22 protein-coding genes and 2 pseudogenes are annotated in these 19,162 nt (G+C 70.0%); 10 read left to right on the top strand and 14 right to left on the bottom strand.

What is annotated here, in order from left to right:
- Nucleotides 1–108 precede the first annotated feature (108 nt).
- Together ACN9MM_RS36995 and ACN9MM_RS36990 are read left to right on the top strand one after the other, a co-directional pair.
- Complete coding sequence (locus ACN9MM_RS36995) at nucleotides 109–831, top strand: response regulator transcription factor (protein ID WP_426368163.1); 723 nt, start codon at nucleotides 109–111, stop codon at nucleotides 829–831.
- Nucleotides 828–1,949, top strand: a complete 1,122-nt coding sequence (locus tag ACN9MM_RS36990) for a sensor histidine kinase (protein ID WP_426368162.1) — start codon at nucleotides 828–830, stop codon at nucleotides 1,947–1,949. The genes ACN9MM_RS36995 and ACN9MM_RS36990 overlap by 4 nt, the downstream gene beginning before the upstream one ends.
- A gap of 150 nt (nucleotides 1,950–2,099) precedes the next feature.
- Here ACN9MM_RS36990 and ACN9MM_RS36985 read toward each other — a convergent pair whose 3' ends face one another.
- From ACN9MM_RS36985 to ACN9MM_RS36975, 3 genes are all read right to left on the bottom strand, one after another.
- A complete protein-coding gene (locus tag ACN9MM_RS36985; protein ID WP_426368161.1) occupies nucleotides 2,100–3,161 on the bottom strand; it encodes an NAD-dependent epimerase/dehydratase family protein in 1,062 nt (353 codons plus the stop codon).
- 125 nt (nucleotides 3,162–3,286) lie between these two features.
- The gene (locus ACN9MM_RS36980; protein ID WP_426368160.1) at nucleotides 3,287–3,418 is read right to left on the bottom strand and encodes a hypothetical protein; all 132 of its coding nucleotides are present in this window, start codon (nucleotides 3,416–3,418) and stop codon (nucleotides 3,287–3,289) included.
- 240 nt (nucleotides 3,419–3,658) lie between these two features.
- Complete coding sequence (locus ACN9MM_RS36975) at nucleotides 3,659–3,880, bottom strand: hypothetical protein (RefSeq protein ID WP_426368159.1); 222 nt, start codon at nucleotides 3,878–3,880, stop codon at nucleotides 3,659–3,661.
- 142 nt (nucleotides 3,881–4,022) lie between these two features.
- Between ACN9MM_RS36975 and ACN9MM_RS36970 the strand changes: the two genes are divergently transcribed.
- Nucleotides 4,023–4,325 (top strand): hypothetical protein, encoded by a 303-nt coding sequence (locus ACN9MM_RS36970; RefSeq protein ID WP_426368158.1) that lies wholly within the window; start codon nucleotides 4,023–4,025, stop codon nucleotides 4,323–4,325.
- Here the strand turns inward: ACN9MM_RS36970 and ACN9MM_RS36965 are convergent.
- The 3 genes and pseudogenes from ACN9MM_RS36965 to ACN9MM_RS36955 all read right to left on the bottom strand — a co-directional run.
- Nucleotides 4,259–4,465: pseudogene (locus ACN9MM_RS36965) on the bottom strand (hypothetical protein); the annotation flags it as partial. The gene ACN9MM_RS36970 and the pseudogene ACN9MM_RS36965 overlap by 67 nt on opposite strands.
- 340 nt (nucleotides 4,466–4,805) lie before the next feature.
- A complete protein-coding gene (locus tag ACN9MM_RS36960; protein ID WP_426368928.1) occupies nucleotides 4,806–5,390 on the bottom strand; it encodes a DinB family protein in 585 nt (194 codons plus the stop codon).
- Between the two features lie 162 nt (nucleotides 5,391–5,552).
- A complete protein-coding gene (locus ACN9MM_RS36955; RefSeq protein ID WP_426368157.1) occupies nucleotides 5,553–6,851 on the bottom strand; it encodes an MFS transporter in 1,299 nt (432 codons plus the stop codon).
- Nucleotides 6,852–6,940: 89 nt separating this feature from the next.
- Between ACN9MM_RS36955 and ACN9MM_RS36950 the strand changes: the two genes are divergently transcribed.
- Together ACN9MM_RS36950 and ACN9MM_RS36945 are read left to right on the top strand one after the other, a co-directional pair.
- Complete coding sequence (locus ACN9MM_RS36950; RefSeq protein WP_426368156.1) at nucleotides 6,941–7,918, top strand: winged helix-turn-helix domain-containing protein; 978 nt, start codon at nucleotides 6,941–6,943, stop codon at nucleotides 7,916–7,918.
- A gap of 205 nt (nucleotides 7,919–8,123) precedes the next feature.
- On the top strand, nucleotides 8,124–8,663 hold the full coding sequence (locus ACN9MM_RS36945) for a carbonic anhydrase (RefSeq protein ID WP_426368155.1): 540 nt from the start codon (nucleotides 8,124–8,126) through the stop codon (nucleotides 8,661–8,663).
- Nucleotides 8,664–8,729: 66 nt separating this feature from the next.
- Here the strand turns inward: ACN9MM_RS36945 and ACN9MM_RS36940 are convergent, their stop codons facing one another.
- Nucleotides 8,730–8,906: a hypothetical protein gene (locus tag ACN9MM_RS36940; protein WP_426368154.1), complete on the bottom strand. Its 177-nt coding sequence runs from the start codon at nucleotides 8,904–8,906 to the stop codon at nucleotides 8,730–8,732.
- A 219-nt stretch (nucleotides 8,907–9,125) separates the two neighbouring features.
- Here ACN9MM_RS36940 and ACN9MM_RS36935 point away from each other — a divergent pair, with 219 nt between their 5' ends.
- Nucleotides 9,126–9,497, top strand: coding sequence for a DUF6126 family protein (locus ACN9MM_RS36935; RefSeq protein ID WP_426368153.1), 372 nt, complete (start codon nucleotides 9,126–9,128; stop codon nucleotides 9,495–9,497).
- 164 nt (nucleotides 9,498–9,661) lie between these two features.
- On the opposite strand, the gene ACN9MM_RS36930 is transcribed toward ACN9MM_RS36935, so the two are convergent.
- From ACN9MM_RS36930 to ACN9MM_RS36905, 6 genes are all read right to left on the bottom strand, one after another.
- On the bottom strand, nucleotides 9,662–9,997 hold the full coding sequence (locus ACN9MM_RS36930; protein ID WP_426368152.1) for an ArsR/SmtB family transcription factor: 336 nt from the start codon (nucleotides 9,995–9,997) through the stop codon (nucleotides 9,662–9,664).
- A 233-nt stretch (nucleotides 9,998–10,230) separates the two neighbouring features.
- Entirely contained in the window at nucleotides 10,231–10,641 is a 411-nt protein-coding gene (locus ACN9MM_RS36925) for an STAS domain-containing protein (RefSeq protein ID WP_426368151.1), read from the bottom strand.
- 16 nt (nucleotides 10,642–10,657) lie between these two features.
- The gene (locus ACN9MM_RS36920; RefSeq protein ID WP_426368149.1) at nucleotides 10,658–11,062 is read right to left on the bottom strand and encodes an ATP-binding protein; all 405 of its coding nucleotides are present in this window, start codon (nucleotides 11,060–11,062) and stop codon (nucleotides 10,658–10,660) included.
- A 17-nt stretch (nucleotides 11,063–11,079) separates the two neighbouring features.
- Nucleotides 11,080–11,502 (bottom strand): pyridoxamine 5'-phosphate oxidase family protein, encoded by a 423-nt coding sequence (locus ACN9MM_RS36915; RefSeq protein WP_426368148.1) that lies wholly within the window; start codon nucleotides 11,500–11,502, stop codon nucleotides 11,080–11,082.
- The gene (locus ACN9MM_RS36910; RefSeq protein WP_426368927.1) at nucleotides 11,499–13,154 is read right to left on the bottom strand and encodes a SulP family inorganic anion transporter; all 1,656 of its coding nucleotides are present in this window, start codon (nucleotides 13,152–13,154) and stop codon (nucleotides 11,499–11,501) included. The genes ACN9MM_RS36915 and ACN9MM_RS36910 overlap by 4 nt, the downstream gene beginning before the upstream one ends.
- Nucleotides 13,155–13,228: 74 nt before the next feature.
- Complete coding sequence (locus ACN9MM_RS36905; RefSeq protein WP_426368147.1) at nucleotides 13,229–13,570, bottom strand: ArsR/SmtB family transcription factor; 342 nt, start codon at nucleotides 13,568–13,570, stop codon at nucleotides 13,229–13,231.
- Nucleotides 13,571–13,779: 209 nt separating this feature from the next.
- Between ACN9MM_RS36905 and ACN9MM_RS36900 the strand changes: the two genes are divergently transcribed.
- Nucleotides 13,780–14,139: a zinc ribbon domain-containing protein YjdM gene (locus ACN9MM_RS36900; protein ID WP_392061599.1), complete on the top strand. Its 360-nt coding sequence runs from the start codon at nucleotides 13,780–13,782 to the stop codon at nucleotides 14,137–14,139.
- A gap of 111 nt (nucleotides 14,140–14,250) precedes the next feature.
- On the opposite strand, the pseudogene ACN9MM_RS36895 reads toward ACN9MM_RS36900, so the two are convergent.
- A pseudogene (locus tag ACN9MM_RS36895) lies at nucleotides 14,251–14,483 on the bottom strand (flavoprotein); the annotation flags it as partial.
- 146 nt (nucleotides 14,484–14,629) lie between these two features.
- Here ACN9MM_RS36895 and ACN9MM_RS36890 point away from each other — a divergent pair.
- The 3 genes from ACN9MM_RS36890 (at nucleotide 14,630) to ACN9MM_RS36880 (ending at nucleotide 18,949) form a co-directional block, all read left to right on the top strand.
- Entirely contained in the window at nucleotides 14,630–15,298 is a 669-nt protein-coding gene (locus ACN9MM_RS36890) for a galactose oxidase early set domain-containing protein (RefSeq protein WP_426368146.1), read from the top strand.
- Nucleotides 15,274–15,615 (top strand): hypothetical protein, encoded by a 342-nt coding sequence (locus tag ACN9MM_RS36885; protein ID WP_426368145.1) that lies wholly within the window; start codon nucleotides 15,274–15,276, stop codon nucleotides 15,613–15,615. Before ACN9MM_RS36890 ends, ACN9MM_RS36885 begins: the two co-directional genes overlap by 25 nt.
- Nucleotides 15,616–16,312: 697 nt before the next feature.
- The gene (locus ACN9MM_RS36880) at nucleotides 16,313–18,949 is read left to right on the top strand and encodes a ferritin-like domain-containing protein (protein ID WP_426368144.1); all 2,637 of its coding nucleotides are present in this window, start codon (nucleotides 16,313–16,315) and stop codon (nucleotides 18,947–18,949) included.
- Nucleotides 18,950–19,162: the final 213 nt, after the last annotated feature.

The raw sequence follows: 19,162 nt of genomic DNA, 5'->3' as shown, positions 1-19,162 counted from the left end.
ACTCTTCGCGGACATAGCGGACATCGACTCCTTACGAAACACGGACGTCGGCCGTACGGGTACCTCGCGCGAGGACAGCGTCAGGCCGCAGGTGCGAGGCTGGGCGCCATGAGCACGCCCCTGTCACCCGCCCGGATCCTCGTCGTCGACGACGACCCGACCGTCGCCGAGGTCGTCACCGGCTACCTTCACCGAGCCGGCCACACCGTCGCACATGCCGCCGACGGCCCCGCCGCCCTGGACCGGGCCGCCCGGGAACGCCCCGACCTGGTCGTCCTCGACCTGATGCTGCCGGGCGTCGACGGACTGGAGGTGTGCCGCCAGCTGCACGCCGAACGCCCCGTACCCGTGATCATGCTGACGGCACGTGGGGACGAGGACGACCGGATCGCGGGCCTGGAGCTGGGCGCGGACGACTACGTCACCAAGCCGTTCAGCCCCCGCGAACTCGTCCTACGGGTCGAGTCCGTCCTGCGCCGCAGCCGCGCCACGGCGCCGGCGGAGCAGCGGCGCGCGGTCCTGCACGGGGCCGGCATCCGGCTCGATCCCGAGACCCGCCTCGCCACCAGGGACGGCGCGGAACTCACGCTCACCCTGCGGGAGTTCGACCTGCTCGCGCACTTCCTCGCCCACCCCGGCAAGGCACACGGCCGGGAGCAGCTGATGCGGGACGTGTGGGGCTGGGACTTCGGGGACCTGTCCACCGTCACCGTCCACGTCCGCCGGCTGCGGGCCAAGATCGAGGACGATCCGGCGGCGCCCCGGCTCATCCGGACCGTCTGGGGTGTCGGCTACCGCTTCGACGTGCCCGCCGAGGGGGACCCGCGGTGAAGGACGTCCTGCTGATCGCCCTGTTCGCCTTCGGCGGCGCCGCCTGCGCGGGCGTCCTGGGAGCCGTGGCGCTGCGCTTGGTCCGACACCGGTCGGTCGCCGTGTCCCTGGCCGTCGTCGGCGCCGTCACGGTCACCGCCATGCTCGCCGGCACCCTCGCCGTGGCGTGGGCGATGTTCCTCTCACCGCACGACCTGACCGTCGTCACCCTCGTCGTGGCCATGGCCGCAGCCGTTTCCCTGGCCACCGCCCTGCTGCTGGGCCGTTGGGTCGTCGCCCGCAGCCGCGACCTCACCCGGGCCGCCCGCGACTTCGGCAAGGACGGCAGCTTCGCCGCCCCGCCTGCCAGGGCCACCGCGGAACTGGCCGAGCTCGGCCGCGAACTTGCCGCCACCAGCGCCAGACTCTCTGCCTCCCGGGAACGCGAACGCGCCCTGGAAACCTCCCGCCGGGAGCTGGTCGCCTGGATGTCCCACGACCTGCGCACCCCCCTCGCCGGGCTGCGGGCCATGGCCGAGGCCCTCGAGGACGGGGTGGCCGCCGATCCCGGCCGCTATCACCGCCAGATCCGTACGGAGGTCGAGCGCCTCGACTCCATGGTCGGCGACCTCTTCGAGCTCTCCCGCATCCATGCCGGAGCGCTGGAGCTGAGCCCCAGCCGGTTCTCCCTGCGCGACCTGGCCGCCGACGCCCTGCTGGGCGCCGGCCCCGTGGCCCGAGAGCGCGGGGTGCGGCTGTTCGGTGAGGACATCGCCCACGTGCCGGTGGACGTCGACGGGAAGGAAATGACCCGGGTCCTGGCCAACCTCCTCGTCAACGCCATCCGTCACACCCCGGCCGACGGCACCGTCGCCGTAGCCGTCGACCGTCGCGCGGACGCCGCCGTGCTGTCCGTCACCGACGGCTGCGGCGGCATCCCGGAAGAGGACCTGCCGAGGGTCTTCGACACCGGCTGGCGCGGCAGCCCGGCCCGTACTCCCCCGGCCGGTGCCGGGCTCGGGCTGGCGATCGTACGCGGCATCGTCGAAGCCCACGCCGGACGGGCCGAGGTCCGCAACGTGCCGGGCGGCTGCCGCTTCGAGGTGACCCTTCCGCTCGCCGCCACGACGGCCGGCTGACCGCCGGGGCGGCCCGGGTTCGGCCGACGGCGCACGCCGGGAACTGCGCGGGCAGCGCATGCCGTGTGCCCCCGCCCGGACTCTCGACCCCGCGGGAGGGTCCCCCGATCCAGCCGGACGGGGCCCGCACGGCCGGAGGACCGGCCGACGTCACACCGCTCCCGCAGGGGCCCGTTGTGCGGCCCGGGCGAAGTCGGCCATGCCTTCGGCGAAGCCGATGGTCGGACGCCATGCCAGGTCACGGCGCAGCCGGGAGGAGTCGGCCGTGATGTGCCGTACGTCGCCGAGCCTGAACTCGCCCGTCACCACCGGCTCCGGGCCGCCGTGGGCCGCAGCGAGCGCCGCCGCCATCTCCCCCACCGTGTGCGGTTCCCCGCTGCCGACGTTGTAGGCGGTGTGCCCACCCGCCGCTGTGTCCCCGAGTACGGCCAGCGCGGCCGCGTTCGCCCGCGCGACGTCCCGGACGTGGACGAAGTCCCGCCGCTGGCCACCGTCCTCGAACACCCGCGGAGCTTCACCGCGAGCCAGCGCGGACCGGAATAACGACGCCACCCCCGCGTACGGGGTGTCGCGGGGCATCCCGGGCCCGTAGACGTTGTGGTAGCGCAGCGAGACCGCGCGTCCACCTGCTGCCCGTGCCCAGGCGGCGGCCAGATGCTCCTGGGCCAGCTTGGTCGTCGCGTACACGTTGCGCGGGTCGGCGGGCGCGTCCTCGGAGACCAGGCCCGGCACCAGATCGGCCCCACAGCACGGGCAGCGCGGCTCGAACCGGCAGGACTCCAGGTCCTCCACGGCCCGCGGCCCCGGCCGGACCGGCCCGTGGGCCGGACACTCGTAGCGCCCCTCCCCGTACACCACCATCGACCCCGCCTGCAAGAGACGCCGTACCCCGGCCTCGGCCATGGTGGCCAGAAGGACCGCCGTGCCCAGGTCGTTGCACGACACGTAGGCGGGCGCGTCCGCGAAGTCCTTCCCGAGGCCCACCATCGCCGCCTGGTGACACACCGCATCGATGCCGCGCAGCGCGCGGCTCACGGCGTCCGCGTCCCGGACGTCACCCCGTACGAACTCGGCGTCCGGCAGGTCGGGGGCGGTGGGATGGGCAGCGGGGAGCAGTGCGTCGAAGAGCACAGGTTCGTGCCCTTCGGCCGCCAGTGAAGCAACCACGTGTGAGCCGATGAACCCGGCTCCTCCTGTGACGAGTACTCGCATGGCGGGCACGCTACGGACTCCGGCCCGGTGGCGAACGTTCCCGCACCGAGCCGTAAGGGTTCCGTCATCGTTCCACGGGATCAGCGCCGGACGCCCTGTCGCGCCGTGGTGTCAGCCCGATGCGGTCACTCCGAGATGGTGATCGCGCCGATCGGCGGGGGCGGAGTCTTCTCGGCCTTCTCGACGGCGAGTCGGCGCAGCATCGCGCCGAGGTCCATGCCGGTGGCGGAGCCCAGCGGTTCCATGCCCTGGGCCACGTTGTCCGTGACCGTGCGGGAGAGCTTCGATGCTCCGTCGGCGGATATGACGGCCAGACCACACCAGCATCACCGCCGGCCTCCGCCATATCTCCTACGAGCCCTTCACTCGCCCCCTCGACCTCCTCGACATCCCGTGACCAGGACAGATGCAAGATCATCAGGACTTTGGCCTGGAGCATCTCGACATCGCCGGCTGCCCGGAGATCGCGTCGGGGGAACGGGCGACGCTCGGTCGCATTACTTGTCGTAGGCGGACGGCGATGACCCTGCGTTGGTTCCAGATGTCGCCATCGACCGCCACCAGTCAGCGCCAGCCATCATCTCCCTGAGCTGGGTGTCGGTGAGGTCAGGATGAGCCTCGGCGGCGTGCGCCTTGACATGCCCGAACAGCTCCTCGTCATCCGCGCCGGTGAAATCGATCCTGCCGTGCGACGGATCTATGCAGTGGAATCCGCGCATTGCTCCTCCTTCACGAAGCTTCATTTGATTCTAGGCCGCGATGGCGTTAACGCGCGCACCCGGGGACATTCCCGCACGCTCGCCCATGCATTGCGCCTCCCTTCCTCCATCCCAGGCCCATTACCCAGGGCTGATTCTCCTGATGATCTTGCACCTGTCCTGGTCACGGGATGAAGACTTTGAATCAGCCCTGACCGTTGCTCACCCAGTCGATAGGAGGCCCGATGATCGGCGTGCTCGTGAAATGCTCGGCCTTCGCTTCAAGAGCGTCAAGCTCGACGAAGACGGCGGCCAGGCGCGGAACTTCTACGTGTGGGATGACGAGGAGAAGGCCCGCGCCTTCTTCGCGGAGGAGATCATCGACAAGGTGACGGGGATTCATGGCGTCCCGCCCGAAGTCGAATACCTCGATATCGTGGGGTTCGTCGACAACCCTGGCACCTGATCCTCAAGGAGGCGGCGGATGCCTCTCTCACTGCGTATGCGGGCGCACTCGCGGCGTTGAGCGGCCAGGACGTTGGCGTGGCGGGCGTTTTTGTTGCGCCGACGCCGGTCGGAGTGCAGGGCCCGGGTCTGGACGGTGTGGGTGAAGTTCGCGCCTCGACGCAGGCCATGCGCGACCACATGGAGCCCTGCTCGTGTCGTCCGGGACGACGGCGACCTGGACGTCCCGGTCTGGGCAACTGCGAGCGCCCGGTCGCCAGTGGCGGCAGCGTACGCGCAGGCCGGCGTGGAGCTGTGCAGACAACCGATGAGGACCGTCACGACGGCGCCACGCCAAGCGAACGGGTCGGTCGACCAGTCAGAATCTGGTTCGACTGGTCGGCGTCGCCGTGGTCCCGGGCGAGACCGGACGGCGGCATGGCGCGAATGTACGGCACGACCGGCATCGTGCCGCACGAACATCACGTCACGCGAGACACCTCTAAGCCTTGACTGGTGCGGCCGACCTGGCCGCCCACTCGATCTTCGCCCAGTGGGTCGCCCTGGCCTCGTGGTCGATCTGCTTCTCGTGTTCGGCGCGCAATCCGGTCCGGCCGTCGATGCCCTCGCGCAGGATGTCGGCGTGCCCGGCGTGCCGGACGGACTCGCTGAGGACATGGACCATGACGGCGAACAGGTTGGTGTTCGGAGCAGGCTCCGGCCACCACGGCACATGGCCGGGGGTATCGAGAGGAAGCACGTCGATCGTCGCGTCCGAGTGCTCCCACGTGCGCCGGTAGAACCCTATGATCTGGTCGCGGCTCTCGCCCTCAGCCGCCCACAGGTCGCTGCCGTCGGAGTCCTGCCACCGGCACAGCGGTTCCGGGGAGGGGCGGTCGAAGACCTCGCCGAAGTACCTGGCCTCGACGGTGGCCACGTGTTTGACCAGGCCGAGGAGGTTGGTCCCGGTCGCCGTCAGGGGCCTGCGGGCGTCGTACTCGGAGAGGCCGTCGAGTTTCCAGAGCAGCGCCTCGCGGTCCCGCCGCAGCCTGCTGTGCAGGTTGTCCTTCGCGAATTCATCGATCATCTGCATGAGCCTTTCCATGGGCTGTTCGTAGTCTCAAGATCCCGTACGTGGTCAGCAACGGCTGGCGGAACCAAGGGCCTGTCAGAGAGCCGTGGGGGTGGGGGTCGGGTGCGTGACGGCTCGCGGCCGTCCCGACCTGCGACGGTCAGCGCGCAGGAGGCTTCACGCATGCTGTTCGGTGCCGGTCTCTGATCCCGTTGAGTGGTTCGGGACAGGGACCGGGGAGGTGGGCGGGTGCCAGGTGAGGATCCAGCCGGCGGTAAGCGCCGCCGCGCCGCCGGCCAGTGCGATTGCGCCGCCTGCTCCGGTGCCTGCGGCCACCGTGCCGAAGCAGGCTGGCCCGAGGCCCTGGAGCGTCATGCTGCCGGAGCCGAGCAGGCCGAAGGCCTGGCCCTGGCGATCCTGCGGCAGGGCGTCCAGGAACAGCCGTTGCAGGCCGAGACCGTAGGCGAATCCGAATCCGGAGAGCAGCAGCAGACAGGATGAGACGCCCACTCCGGGCTCCGCAGCGAAGCCGCCCAGCGGCAGACCCATCAGCGCAACCAACGGGACCACCAGTCGCTCCCGGGTGGGCGGCCGGAGCAGTCGGCCCACCAGCAGGTCGCCGACGAGCATGCCGACCGGCAGACAGCCCATCAGTACCGCGTACCAGCCGGGCGCGAAGCGGTGTCCTCCCGCGTAGGCGACGATCAGGCCTTCCGCGCCCGCTACGAACGCAGGCGGTAGCCACTGGGCCAGCGTCAGTCGTCGCACCGTGCGTCCGCGCAGCAGCAGGCCGGCGCCGTGCAGGCTGGCCCGGACGGCCCCGCCATCGCCCCGAGCGCTGCCGGGTGTGCCGCCGAAATCGTCAGGCTGCTGCCGGGGTAGCCGGATGAGGATGGCGAGCGCGCAGCCGAGGTAGAGGGCGGCGCTTACCGCGAGCGCCCGGTGCGGGCCGAGTGCCGCGACGGCCGCACCTCCCAGCGCCAGACCGGACAACTGCGCGCCGGAGGCAGCGATGTTGTTCAGTGAACGGCCCAGTACATAGGCGTCGCCCGCCAGCCACTGCGCGACCAGCCGACTCGACGCGCCGCTGAACACCGGTGTGGCGAGGGCGACCAGCGCCACGACACCGAGGCTTGCCGCGATCGGCATCCGCACTAGGGTGAGCAGCAGGGCGGCGGCACACTCCAATGCGTAGCCGCCGGCGATGAGCGCGCGGGGCGGCAGTCGGTCGGCCAGTGAGCCCAGCAGTAGCGAGCCGAACAACTGCGGGAGGAAGCCGATGCCGAAGGCCAGTGCGCTCAGCAGCGGGGAGCCGGTGGTCGCGAAGACCAGAACCGAGAACGTGGTGATCCGCAGCGAGTCCGCGGTGATCGCGACGGTGCGGGTCGAGAAGAGCAGCCGGAATCGCGGCTCGGCCAGCACCTCCCGGTAGGTGGCACGGCGGCCGCCCTGCACGGGTTCGGCGGTTGTGATCATGATGCCCACCCTCGCCGTGCGCCCACGCCACTCACCAATGATTCGTCGCTGGACGAATCGGAGTAGACGTCCGGCGGTAGCATCGCGGGGTGCTCCGTTTCGAAGTCTGCGTCGAGGACCTGCTGCGCAGCCGCTTCGCGCTGTCGCCCGCAATGGACCTCTGCTTTCTGCTGCGCTCGCTCGCCGGCCGCGGCCAGCCGCTGCCGCAGGCCTGGGCCATGCGGCTCTTGCCGGCCTTTGAACGGCTTCGCCGCGAGACTGAACTGGACGCCGCCCTCGCCCTGCACACCTCGCGATCCGGACCGAACTTCGTCGCCCCGCCCCCGCGCGGCCTGGGCCAGACCTGGGCGGACGACCTGGCCGCGATCCGGGCCACACCGCTGGAAGCGGCCCGCCACGAGATCGCCACCAACGCGACCGGCCCGTCCGCCCGCGATCCCCGCGTCCGCACAGTGCTGGACTCGCCGGACGTCGTCTCCAGGATCGCCGAGGCGATGGACCAGGCGTGGCACGAACTGCTCGCCACGGACTGGCCGCAACTGCGCGCGATCTGTGAGCGCGACGTCGTGCACCGGGTGGGCGTGATCGGCGAGCACGGCTGGGCCAAGACCATCGAGAGCCTTCACCCGGGCATCGCCTGGCGCGCCGACGGCATCGAGATCGGCTTCCTCCGAGGCGGAACACTCCGGCTCGCCGGCGACGGGCTCCTGGTGATCCCTTCGGTCTTCGTCGGGCATGTCGCCGCCCACATGGAAGACCCCTGGCCCAGGACCTTGATCTACTCGGCCCGCGGCACCGCCGCCCTGTGGGGCGAACAGGAGACCGTCCCCCAACCGGACGCGCTGACCGCTCTGGTCGGCCGGGCCCGAGCCCGACTGCTGTTGGCGCTGGACGCTCCCGCGAGTACCAGCCACCTCGCCCGAAGCCTCGCCATGGCACCCGGCGCGGTGGGAGACCACCTCGCCATCCTGCGAGGAGCGGGGCTGCTGGTCCGCGCCCGGTCCGGACGGTCGGTGCTCTACCGGCGCACCCCGCTCGGCGAGGCACTGGTCGCCGGTACGAGCTAGGGGCTCAGATCATCACTGTTGTTTGGCGCTCCGCCAGCAGGACGCACCGCCCGGCAGCAGGCGCACTCCAGCAGTCCATGCAGAGGGCTGCCCGCTCCTGGGAAGGGCCAAATCTTGCTCAAGGCCGGGCCTGCACCCGCCGCCCGGGCATGGGAGGCGTCTAACTTGTCCGGACACGAGTGTCGATCGTGGCTGTGGGTCGGAGGTGTCTGTCACGCGTCGCCGACTGGTGCGTGCAGGGTTGAGCGGGGCCGCGGCGTTAGGTGCGGGGCTGGTGTGCGGGGGGGGGTCGGCTGTCTCGGGGGCGCGAGCCGGGGCGGCAGCCGCCGGTGGGTCGCAGCCGTGCGCGCCGGGGTCTGCGTGGCGTGAGCTGGTGGCGGGGAACCGGCGGTGGCGAACTTTTCACCAGAGCCATCCGGACCGTGCCGGGAACGTGCGCCGGGCGCTGGTGGGTGGGCAGCACCCGTTCGCGGTGGTCCTGGGGTGCGTGGAATCGCGGGTGCCTCCGGAGTTGGTCTTCGACCAAGGGCTGGGTGATCTGCTCACCGTGCGGTCGGCTGGCGAGGTCCTGGACGAAGCGGTCCTGGGCAGCATCGCGTACGGGGTGCTGGAATTGGGCGTCCCGCTGATCGTCGTTCTGGGCCATCAGGGGTGGGACCTCGCCGCCCGGGTCGCCGACGGCTGCCTGGCCCTTGTCGGCGCACGCTACGAGCTGACCAGCCAGCTGGTGCGCAAGGTGCCCTGACCAGCCGTGGCCGGTGAACTTCCGGGCGGACCCACACCAGCTAGACTTGCAGAGTTATGCAATTTGCTAGTTCTGGATATGGCGGACGGGGGTTGCGGTGTGGCCGGGTTCGAGGAAGCGGCGCTGGAACGGGTCCGTGTGGCGCGGGCTCGCCTCCAGGCTGCGCAGGAGGCTGACGATGCCTTCGATGAGGCGCAGGCCGCAGAGGAGCTGGAGGACGCGCTGCGCGTGGCCCACGATCACGGCGTGGCCACCGACGCCGGGGACGGCCGATGAACCTCGGGGTGCCCTCGGCGGGTCTGGGGCGTCGGTGACGGTCAGGGGCCCCGGCGGGCAGGCGGCTGTCGAGGTGAGCAAGCACGTGTGGACGGTGCCGCTGGTGCCGGGGTTCTGTGCGGGCCGCGCGCGAGCGCAGCGAACGCTCTCTGGTCCTCTTCGGGCTCCTCGGCGTTCTTCGGAGCCGTGCTCCTGGTGGTGGGCGAGCTCGTGACCAACGCCGTCCGGCACGCTCAGCACTCCCCGGACGCAGAGGTCACCCTCCACATGACCGAGCACCTGCTTGTGGTCTCCGTCGGTGACCTGGACTCGCGCCCGATCATGCTGGCCGACGCCGGCCGGACCGCGTCCGTGCCGCCGCCCGGTCGAGGAGCCGGGAACCAGGAAGGAAGACGCATCATGACGGACAACCTGCCCGAGAAGGACACAGCTGCGGAGCACGAGAAGTGGAAGGAGAAGGGCGTCGCGATGCGGGCCTTCTTCTACATCTTCGGCACGCACGTGTTCGCCGGGTTCATCTGGTTGCTCTTCTTCCTGGGGCAGCACGCCCAGAAGTGAGACCGGGACCGAAGTGGGATCCAGGCGCGCCTGGGGTGCGGGCTGGGCGTTGGAGAGAGCGGCCGTCTTCCGGTGTCAGAAGCGCGTTGAACCCGCACTGACGGAAGACGGCCGCCGCATGTGGGGTGCGGGCCCCGTAGGGCCGGCACCGGCTGGGGTGACGTTCAGGCGTGGCGGCCGGCCTTGAGGTCGGCCAGGAGTTCCGCCTGGCCTTCCAGGACGCCGGAGAGGATGCCGCGGGCGACCCGCAGAAGCTCGGCGACCTGGGGATGGGTCAGGCTGTAGTAGACGTTCGAGCCTTCGCGGCGGGTGACCACCAGGTTGGCCTTGCGCAGGACGGCGAGCTGCTGGGAGAGGCTCGCGGCTTCCACGCCGACCTCGGGCAGCATCTCGGCGACCGCGTGCTCTCGTACGGACAGGAGCTCCAGGACGCGGATGCGCACCGGGTGCCCCAGCGTTTTGAAGAACTCCGCCTTCAGCTGGTACAGCGGCGTGCTCACCTGTGTACCTCTCCCCTGACTGCCCATCTCATCCACCCGGAACCGTTCCTTCGTAGGGCATCCGTTCGCCCCTCTTCACACCTTGCGACCTCCACAATTGCAGATCCCTGCAACTCGCGGGTCCTTGCGGGTGCCTTCGTGACCTTCGACTCCCCGGAGCGGAACCTTCGCCGGGCAGGTCTTCCTGAGGAACCCGGTCTTCAGGACCAGGCCTCTGGACGGTGGTGCTGGTCTCAGATGAGGGCGGGCGCCTCGGGCGACGGCCCGGTGGGCCAGTCGTCGGTGGTCCACTGCTTGACCGTCCCGCGAGCTCCGTGGGAGGCCAGAGCGGCGGCGAGGTCGCAGTGGACGGGCACGGGCGGGCAGGTCGCATCGGGGACGAGCGAGCCGTCGGCGGGGATCGCGGCGAGCTCGAGCCGGCGTCCGCTCTCGCCGAGACGGCGGGCGGCCTGGGCGACGGCGATCTGCCCGTCGGCCGACCACCCCAGCAGTCCGGTCAGATCGAGGATGACCGGGCCGGTGCCCCGGGCGAGCGCCCAGCCGATCGCTCCGGTGAACCGGCCGGTGGCCTCCGCGCCGAGATACCCGGCCAAGGACAACACGCCCAGGTCCTGACGGGTGGTGTAGCGCCATTCGATCGTCATTGTCAGCTCCTCGGCTTCACAGGGGAAGGGTGATCCAGATGGCCTTGCCGCGCCCGTCAGCGTCCGCCCGTACGACGGCGGTGCCGCCGAGCTCCATCGTCATCTCCACCACCATGGCCAGGCCGCTGCCCGGCGCGGTGCCGAGCGCACCGAACAGAGCGGGCTGACAGGGATGACGGTCGTGGACGGCGAACGCAAAAGCCCCGGGTCCGTGGGCGTACGTCACGGTGATCATCGGGGAGGCCGCGGCGGCGTGCCGGACGGCGTTGGTGACCAGCTCGGCAACGATCAGCAGCGCAGGTCCCACGTTCGGATGGCGAAGGCCCACCCCGCATTCCACGAGCACCAGCTCGGTGGTCTCCCGAGCCATACGCACGGCCGAACCCATGGCCGGCACGTCCAGCACATGCCGGTAAGGCATCGCCTCGACCTGAACACTCACCGGCCCGCCCCCGAGACCGTACGGGCCAGACGGAACCCGGACACCGACTGGGGGTGCAGGCGCAGCAGGGTGTCGTGCGGGCCGTGGCTCCAGCCGGGCAGGGTGCGCCGGTAGTGGGCGGCCTCGTCCGGGTCGGCGATGACGTCGGCCGGGCCGTGGGCGCTGACCGTCCAGCCGGTCCCCGCCGGGGTACAGATCTCGTCGACCTGGTAGGTCAGCAGTGCCCGGCCGGGGATCGTGGCGGCTTGTACCGGGGCTCGGACGACGAGGCGTCCGTACTCCATCACGTGCGCGGCGGGCCGGACGACGGCCACCTCCCGTTGGACGTAGACGAGACGGCCCTGGGCGGCGCCTTCCAGGAGCCACAGGGCTTCGGTGCCGGAGAGCTCGATCAGGCGGAGGTCGGCGGAGACGGTCATCGTGCGGCCTTCCGGATGCGGTGCGGTCGATGGTGCGTACGGGGCAGCAGGCCCTCTTGTTCCAGGTGCTTGCGGGCGCCGGCGATCGCCTCGGGGGTGGTGGCGTACTCGCGGCCTCCAAGGCGCAGCAGGTCCAGGGCGCCAACGGCACCCAGGGCCCGGCGCTGGCCGGGCCGGATGCCTGAGGTCATGACGGCGATGCCGCGCCGGTTCAGCTTTTCCACGGCGTCCTTGAGGACGAGGGCGCCGGTGGCGTCCAGGGTGGTCACTCGCGCCATCCGGAGGATGACCACCTTCACGTCGGCGACCTCGGAGAGCTCGAGGAGGAAGCGGTGAGCGGCGGCGAAGAAGAGCGGTCCGTCGATGCGGTAGGCCACGATGTGCTCGGCGAGCAGGGCGTGTTCCTCGTCGCCGTGCTCGCCGGGCAGGTCCGGGCGGAAGTCGACCTCCTCCATCCGGGCCTGGCTCGCCACCGCCTTCAGGGCCAGGGCCCCGGCGACGACCAGGCCGATGATCACCGCGTACACGAGGTCGAGAACCAGGGTCGCGGCGGCGGTCAGGACCAGGACGACGGAGTCGGAGCGGGTCGCCTTCGCCATCGCGCGCAGCGAGCCGACCTCCACCATGCGGATCGCGGTCGCCAACAGCACACCCGCGAGCGAGGCGAGGGGGATCTTCGAGACCAGAGGGGCGGCGGCGAACACGATCACCGCCAGCACCGCGGCATGGGTAAGCGCAGCCAGCCGGGAAGAGGCACCCGTACGGACGTTGACTGCGGTCCGGGCGATGGCGGCGGTGGCGGGCACTCCGCCGAACAGTGGGACCGCCAGGTTGGCGATGCCCTGCCCGAACAGCTCCTTGTCCGGGTCGTGCTGCTGCCCCACCGTCATCCCGTCCGCCACCGTCGCCGACAGCAAGGACTCCAGCGCCGCGAGCGCCGCGACCGCGACCGCCGGCGCCAGCAGCGAGCCGAACTCGGACACGTCGAGGAAGGCCAGCGACGGGGCGGGGAGCCCGGCGGGAAGGGCCCCGATCGGGGCCGCCGCGTCGAGATGGAACAGCTGCGCGATCACGGTCGCGGTAGTGACCGCGACGATCGAGAACGGGACCGTCGGCCGCCACCGTGCCCCGGCCAGCATCACCGCCGCGACACCCAGCGAGAGGCCGATCGCCGTCCAGTTCGGGGAGGCCACGAATTCCACGAAGGCCCGCCACGCCACCAGCAGGACCTTCTCCCCCTCGGGTTTGTCGACCCCGAGTGCGTTGGGTATCTGCTGGAGGCCGATCACGCACGCGATCCCCAGGGTGAAACCCTCCACCACCGGCGCCGGCACGTACCGCATGTACTGCCCCGCCCGCAGGAGCGCGAGCCCGATCAGGAGGACACCGGCCATCAGTCCGACGGTGAGGACACCGCCGGGCCCGTACCGGGCGACGATCGGCACCAAGACCACGGTCATCGCCCCGGTCGGTCCGGAAACCTGGAGGTTCGATCCGCCGAACAAGGCGGCGAGCGCGCCGGCGACGACGGCGGTGGCCAGTCCCGCCTCGGCACCCAGACCGGAGGAGACCCCGAATCCGAGCGCGAGGGGAAGCGCGACGATCGCCACGGTGAGGCCGGCCAGCAGGTCTCGGCGGGGGCTGCGGGCCATCACCGCGTAGTCGGCCTGGGCGGGCAGGACGGAGCGAACCCGGCCGAGCACGGCCGTCACCGCAGTGTTCACACTCACGAGGCCGCAACCTCGGACTCGCGCAGTTCCTCCAGCAGCACGCTCTGTCCCGTCAGGACCTCGGTCAGGATCCGCCGCGCCGCCAGCATCAGCTGCGCCACGTCCCCGCCCGCCAGCTTGTAGACGACCGTCGCGCCGTCCCGGGTCGAGATGACGATCCCCGACCGGCGCAGGACCGCGAGCTGCTGGGACAGGGCGGAGGGCTCGACCTCGATCGCGGCCAGCAGGTCGCGTACGGGCATCGGGCCGTCCTGCAGCAGCTCCAGGACCCTTATCCGCACCGGGTGCCCGAGCATCCGGAAGAAATCGGCCTTGGCCTGGTACAGCGGAACCGGCACGGTCTCGCACCCTTCTCACCACCCCGAACGGGGCAGACGCCTGGTGCTGTGCCCGCGGCTACCTGCGAACACAGCATCTGCAGCATCTATGAAATTGCAGACTTTTGCAATTTGCTATTATGGCTACTCCAGTGCAGGGGTGCCCGTCGGTCGGCCAGCCGGTCTACTCCAGGGCGCACCCGCTTCCCGACGTCCAGAAACCCGCGTGAATGAGCGACAACCTGCCTCCGTGTCCGAAGTGCTCCAGTGAGTACACCTACGAGATGAACGCTCTGGTGGTCTGCCCGGAGTGCGGCCACGAATGGGTACCTGCCGAGAGCGCTGAAGGCGACGCCGGCGCCACCGGGGAGCGTGTGGTCAAGGATGCCGTCGGCAACGTGCTGCGCGATGGCGACAGCGTGACTGTCGTGAAGGCGTTGAAGGTCAAGGGCAGCCCCTCAGGCATCAAGGCGGGCACCAAGGTCCGCAACATCCGCTTGATCGACGGCGTCGACGGCCACGACATCGACTGCCGGATCGAGGGCTTCGGAGCCATGCAGCTCAAGTCGAGCGTGGTCAAGAAGGCCTGACCCGCCGATCGCGCACGCAAGATCGGCGTCTCGGCCGCCCGGAGCACAAGCCGGCACCGGACCGGTCCCCTGTTCCGGTCGCGGCCAGCCGGCCTTGGCGTCGGCCTCGGTTCAGCAGCCGCCGGTGGGGACGGTCGCTGCGCCGATGCGATCGCGGCGGGGGCGGCGCAGCAGCTGCCACCGCTCCCCTCAGCGGCCTCCGGCTGTCGAAGAGGCCCCGCCCCGCCGCACACGCCCGTTTCAGGGAGGGTGAGTTCGACCCGTTCGGCGGCCTCGCGGTCCCCGGCGAGTGCGGCGGCGATAGCACGCACGCCCTCGTAGCCGGTCACGGCGAGGAAGGTGGGGGGCTGAACCTGCCGAGGTTTTCCCCGGCCTGGGACCCGCCCTCCTCGATTGCGGACGGTGAGGCGCGCGTCAACGTCGCCACCGTACTGCTTCCCGACGGCACGGTGTTCGTGGCCGGCGGCACCCAGACCACGACTCCCGCGTCGTGGATCTACGACCCCGACCCCGCGGTGACGCCGTGGCGGCAGATGGACGAGCTCAACGCGCCTCGCCACTACCACTCGTGCCTACTCCTCCTGCAGAACGGCAAGGTCATGGCAGCGGGCGGCGCGAGCGCGGGCGGCTGCACGTCGAGCGTGGAGAACACCATCGAGGTGTTCAGCCGCCATACCTGTTCAACCCGGACGGCACCCTGGCCACGCGACCGGCCATCGTCTCGTTCGACGGAAAGCCCCTGGGGGACCCTGCGATCGGCCCCACCGGGCACTATGGCGTGCACCACGGCCACAACTTCGTCATCGGCACCCCGCAGGCCGACGAGGTCGCGAAGGTCGTCCTCGTCCGCCCCTGGGCGGTGACCCACCAGACCGACACCGAGCAGCGGGTACCGGAGTGCGATTTCGTGCGGACCGGAGACCAGGAGGTGACCGCGACCGCGCCTGACGGTGGGCACTCGCACGCCATCGCGCCGCGCGGGTACTACATGCTCTTCGTGCTGAACGGCAGCGGAACGCCGTCCATGGGAAGGTTCGTCCACCTCCACCAGCCGGACGTGGGGCACCCCCGCCCGTGTGGGCGGGGGTGCCCCGGTTTGCAGTCCTCGGTCAGCAGTCGTAGTGGAATTCGGAGATGTTCCGGGTGGTCGGCTCGGTGACGACAGCGGTGATCGACAGGCACCTGGTCACCGTCACCGGAGTCGACGACAAAGCCGTGCTGGTGTGGGACCTGACTGGGTACCGATATCAGAGGCAGGTCGCATCCCCGGTCGGGGACAACAAGCAGGGGGCGCTCATCGTCGCTGTCGTCGGCGGCTGCGTGGTCGTCATCACCGCACCTGGGACGGGCAGGTTCAGAACGACCGTGGTCGACGACCGTCCCTCGTCGTCGCTGGCACCCACTGCGCGTAAGCCCGCCAGGACTGCCGCGCAGGGGCTCAGACAGCCGGATGGATATCCCGGGCCTGATCCTTGATGGGGTGGACCGCCTACGGTCACAGACCGGAGGTGCCAGATTTGGAGCGGGTGACCGTCGGTCTCTGCGGGCTGATCTCGGCTCTGGCGGCAACACGCGACGACTACTGCGCAACGAGAGACCGCGAGGAGATGTGCGTCCGCCGGTTCGCCGACGCGGAACGGCCGAGTCGGTAGTAGTCGAGCATGTCGTCGGCCGGCCAGTACGACGGGGCACGTGCGGCGGAGACGGGCCTCCGGCGCCAGCCTTCTCGGCGACCGCCGCGCGGTCCAAACGAGCCAGGCGGTTCCACGAGCGTTTCCGGCGCCTCTTTTTTCAGCCATTCCCCGGGTATCGGGGAATTCCACGAAAGCCTCGCCCGTTCGGCTTGATTTCTTGACCGCCAGGCGAGGCATGAACGGGGCGCCTTCCACCGCCGAGCCTCCGCACCGCCCATCCTGGCCAACACCGGATACGTGTCCGGTAAGCCTCCCGCGTCCGAACGGAGTTTCCGTTGAGCTATCTTCAGTTCCCGCGCCTACACTTCTCAGGAGGGTTCCTTTTCGACCCTTCCACCGTCAACAACGACCCGGGGCACTTCAACAACGACACGTTCCAACCTCGTTTTCACAGACGCTCCCTGTTCACAGAAGACGGCTGGTGGAATCCACGAGGAAGTGCCTCGTTCCGCCTGCGCGACTGCAAGGTGACCAGCGTCGTGGGGGCGGATGGCCGCCTGGTGACGTCCGGCGCGATCGAGCCCGTCGTCGACGGCTCCCTGATGGACGACGGCGATCGCGTCAGCGCAAAGATCCAGGACCTGGACCCGGTGCAGCAGGCCGTTTCCCAGATCTGGGGCCTGCGGCTTCGACTGTTCGACAACGACCAACGCCAGGTGCTGTGCGGGGATTTCCGTCGCGCCTCGTTCGTCGACCTGTGGCCGCGCTGCCGCCAGACCACAGGTCTGGGCAGGTACTCCGCCGTCTACCAGTCCGTCATCAAGCTCAGCCCTGACCAGACGGACACAGGGTCGTCGCCGTTCCTGAAGGAACTGGTGGAGAGCACGGCCGATGACGAGTTGTCCATCAAGTTCATGCTCGACGGCTACGAAGCCGACTGGGACTCGCCGCGGTTCGGCACGGGCCGCATCGTGGGCTCCATCGGTCCGACCGCGTCTGGAGAGCCCCGGCACTTCACTGCGGCGCGCCGACTGCGCAGCCCGACCGCGGGAGGACCCTACATGGACGCGCCGTGCCGCATCGACGGACAGGACCGGCTGCACATCGATCTGGGCAACAGCGTTCCCACCAGTGCCCCCGGCGGCCCTCCCCTCGACAGCATCGGCCTCCTTCAGGTGGTGGCCCTGCCGAAGGACGGCGGCAAGCCGGATGTGCTGGCTCAGCTCGGCCCCCTCGACGAGAGGTTCCTCACCGAGCGGGCGGGCATCGCCACCATCCATCTCGAGGAGGGCAAGGCGGCGTTCTCGGACCGTCGGCTCGCCCTATGGACTCTCGACGGCACCGTGCTGCTGGAGGAGAACAGCGACGCCAGTTTCGCCCGCGCCGACGACGTCGTCTTCCACGTCTACCCGCCGGTGCAGGCGGGGGAGGGCCCGGCCACCACCGTCCACGCCACCCGATTCGGTGAGCCGGCCGCCAACGTCAAGATCATTTTCGACAACGCCGCCATGGAAGGCGCCAAGCGGCATTCCGACGACAACTCCCTGGTCGCACCGCCGATCCCGATGGGCAAACCAGGCGGGCTCCAGCCGATCCAGCCGGTAACCACCGATCAGCACGGGCAGGCCACGGTCCTACTGGCGGCGACCGACCCGGGCAACCCGCGCGGATACATCGACGGACAGGTCTACAGCGTAGATTACGGCCCGGAGTACTCGAGCGGCAATGGGACCGTGATGTACACGGAAGACCAGCTCAACGTGCTGGTCTGGGACGAGTACAAGGAGCCGGCCGACATCGCCTGGATCCCCGACGTCAAGCCGATCCTCCAGCAGTACGCCAACCTGTACCCGGTGATGCGGAACGTACTCGACCTGGCGAACTACCACGACGTCGTCAAGCACAAGGACCGCCTGGAGCACGTCCTCACCGAGCCGATGGATTCGCCGGGCCACATGCCGGTCACCCGCGACCTGTCGCCGGGCAAGAGGGACGCGATCGTGAGGTGGCTGCGCCAGGAGCGGCCCCCCTTCCTGGCGCTCCGGAACGTCGATGACCTGCGCCACGCACTCCAGCTCGCCCTCGAGCTCGAGCACTCCACCATTCCGCCGTACCTGTACGCGCTGTTCTCCCTCAAGTCCGGCAGTAACCGTGAGGTGGCCGAGATCATCCGGGGTGTCGTGATGCAGGAGATGCTGCACATGACCCTGGTGGCCAACATCCTGACCGCGTTGGGCGGGGAGCCCCGGATCGGTCGGCCGGGATTCGTGCCGACGTACCCGAACCACTTGCCCGCCGGGGTACTGCCCGACCTCGTCGTCTCGTTGCGCCGGTGCTCGGTCCAGCAGATCCGCGACGTGTTCATGGGGATCGAGAGGCCCGAGCAGCCTCTCACCAAGGCGAGGGCGCCTTATCCAGAGCCGGTCGTCCCCGAGCGGATCGAGCTCAACGAGCTGGGCGAGGTCACGTCCTACTACTACGAGCTGCCCCAGAACAACACCGTCAAGATGGCCCAGGCCATTTCGGCGCAGGATCTGGACACCCATCTGTTCTCCCCGCTGAGGACCTTCTTCCAGGAGGCGGAGTTCGAGGAGTTCACCATCGGATGGCTCTACACGCAGGTGGCCAGAAGGATCGACGAGCTGGGGGACGGCATCTTCACGGGGAAGGACAGGCCCCAGGTGCTGAACTGGCCCGGCGAGGCGCCGGGGAACCTCCACAGGGTGTACGACGTGGCCACCGCCCACTCCGCGATCTACGAGATCATCCATCAGGGCGAAGGCACCATCGGCAACCCCGAGTATCAGGGGCAGCCCTCCCACTACTACCGGTTCCAGCAGGTCGTCAAGGGCAGACGCCTGGTCCAGAAGGACGGCGCATGGGTGTTCGAGGGCGAGGAGATCCCCTTCGACCCGGACGGCGTGTACCCGGTGATGGACGACCCCGATACGTCCGCGATTCCGCAGGAGTCCCCCGGCCGGCTCGCGTCCGAGCTGTGCGACCGGACGTACGGTGATCTCCTCGGGGCCCTGGACCGGGTCTTCAACGGGCACCCCGAGCACCTACAGGAGGCGGTCTCGCTGATGTACTCCGTCGAACTCCGCGCCAAGGAGCTGTTCCAGCACCCGTCCACTCCCGGCGCCGATACCGTCCTGGGACCGAGCTTCCAGGTCTGACGCCACGCCAGGCGGCCACCACCTCCATGACCGCCACTCACGCATGTACGTCCATGGCCTGGCCGGAGCATTGCCCGGCCGGGCCCGGCCTCCTGGTGCGGCGTCCGGGCCGCAGGCCGGTGTCCCTCCGCCGCCGCCGACAGCAGCCGCGCAGACCACCGGCCAGGTACCTTGCGCCGGTCCCGCTGCGGGTAGTGCGTCTCGCGCAGGCCG

It is taken from the genome of Streptomyces sp. E-08 (assembly GCF_049913095.1).
Classification (GTDB): Bacteria; Actinomycetota; Actinomycetes; order Streptomycetales; family Streptomycetaceae; genus Streptomyces.
The sequence above is the reverse complement of the archived record's forward strand: the minus strand, read 5'-3'. Positions and strand labels throughout refer to the sequence as shown.

Bases quoted from the DNA above. Each gene is read 5' to 3' on its own strand.
- ACN9MM_RS36995 (WP_426368163.1), top strand. From the start codon at position 109: ATGAGCACGCCCCTGTCACCCGCCCGGATCCTCGTCGTCGACGACGAC.
- ACN9MM_RS36985 (WP_426368161.1), bottom strand. From the start codon at position 3,161: ATGCGAGTACTCGTCACAGGAGGAGCCGGGTTCATCGGCTCACACGTG.
- ACN9MM_RS36975 (WP_426368159.1), bottom strand. From the start codon at position 3,880: ATGCGCGGATTCCACTGCATAGATCCGTCGCACGGCAGGATCGATTTC.
- ACN9MM_RS36970 (WP_426368158.1), top strand. From the start codon at position 4,023: ATGATCTTGCACCTGTCCTGGTCACGGGATGAAGACTTTGAATCAGCC.
- ACN9MM_RS36960 (WP_426368928.1), bottom strand. From the start codon at position 5,390: ATGATCGATGAATTCGCGAAGGACAACCTGCACAGCAGGCTGCGGCGG.
- ACN9MM_RS36955 (WP_426368157.1), bottom strand. From the start codon at position 6,851: ATGATCACAACCGCCGAACCCGTGCAGGGCGGCCGCCGTGCCACCTAC.
- ACN9MM_RS36925 (WP_426368151.1), bottom strand. From the start codon at position 10,641: ATGACGATCGAATGGCGCTACACCACCCGTCAGGACCTGGGCGTGTTG.
- ACN9MM_RS36920 (WP_426368149.1), bottom strand. From the start codon at position 11,062: ATGCCTTACCGGCATGTGCTGGACGTGCCGGCCATGGGTTCGGCCGTG.
- ACN9MM_RS36915 (WP_426368148.1), bottom strand. From the start codon at position 11,502: ATGACCGTCTCCGCCGACCTCCGCCTGATCGAGCTCTCCGGCACCGAA.
- ACN9MM_RS36910 (WP_426368927.1), bottom strand. From the start codon at position 13,154: ATGGCCCGCAGCCCCCGCCGAGACCTGCTGGCCGGCCTCACCGTGGCG.
- ACN9MM_RS36900 (WP_392061599.1), top strand. From the start codon at position 13,780: ATGAGCGACAACCTGCCTCCGTGTCCGAAGTGCTCCAGTGAGTACACC.
- ACN9MM_RS36885 (WP_426368145.1), top strand. From the start codon at position 15,274: ATGTTCCGGGTGGTCGGCTCGGTGACGACAGCGGTGATCGACAGGCAC.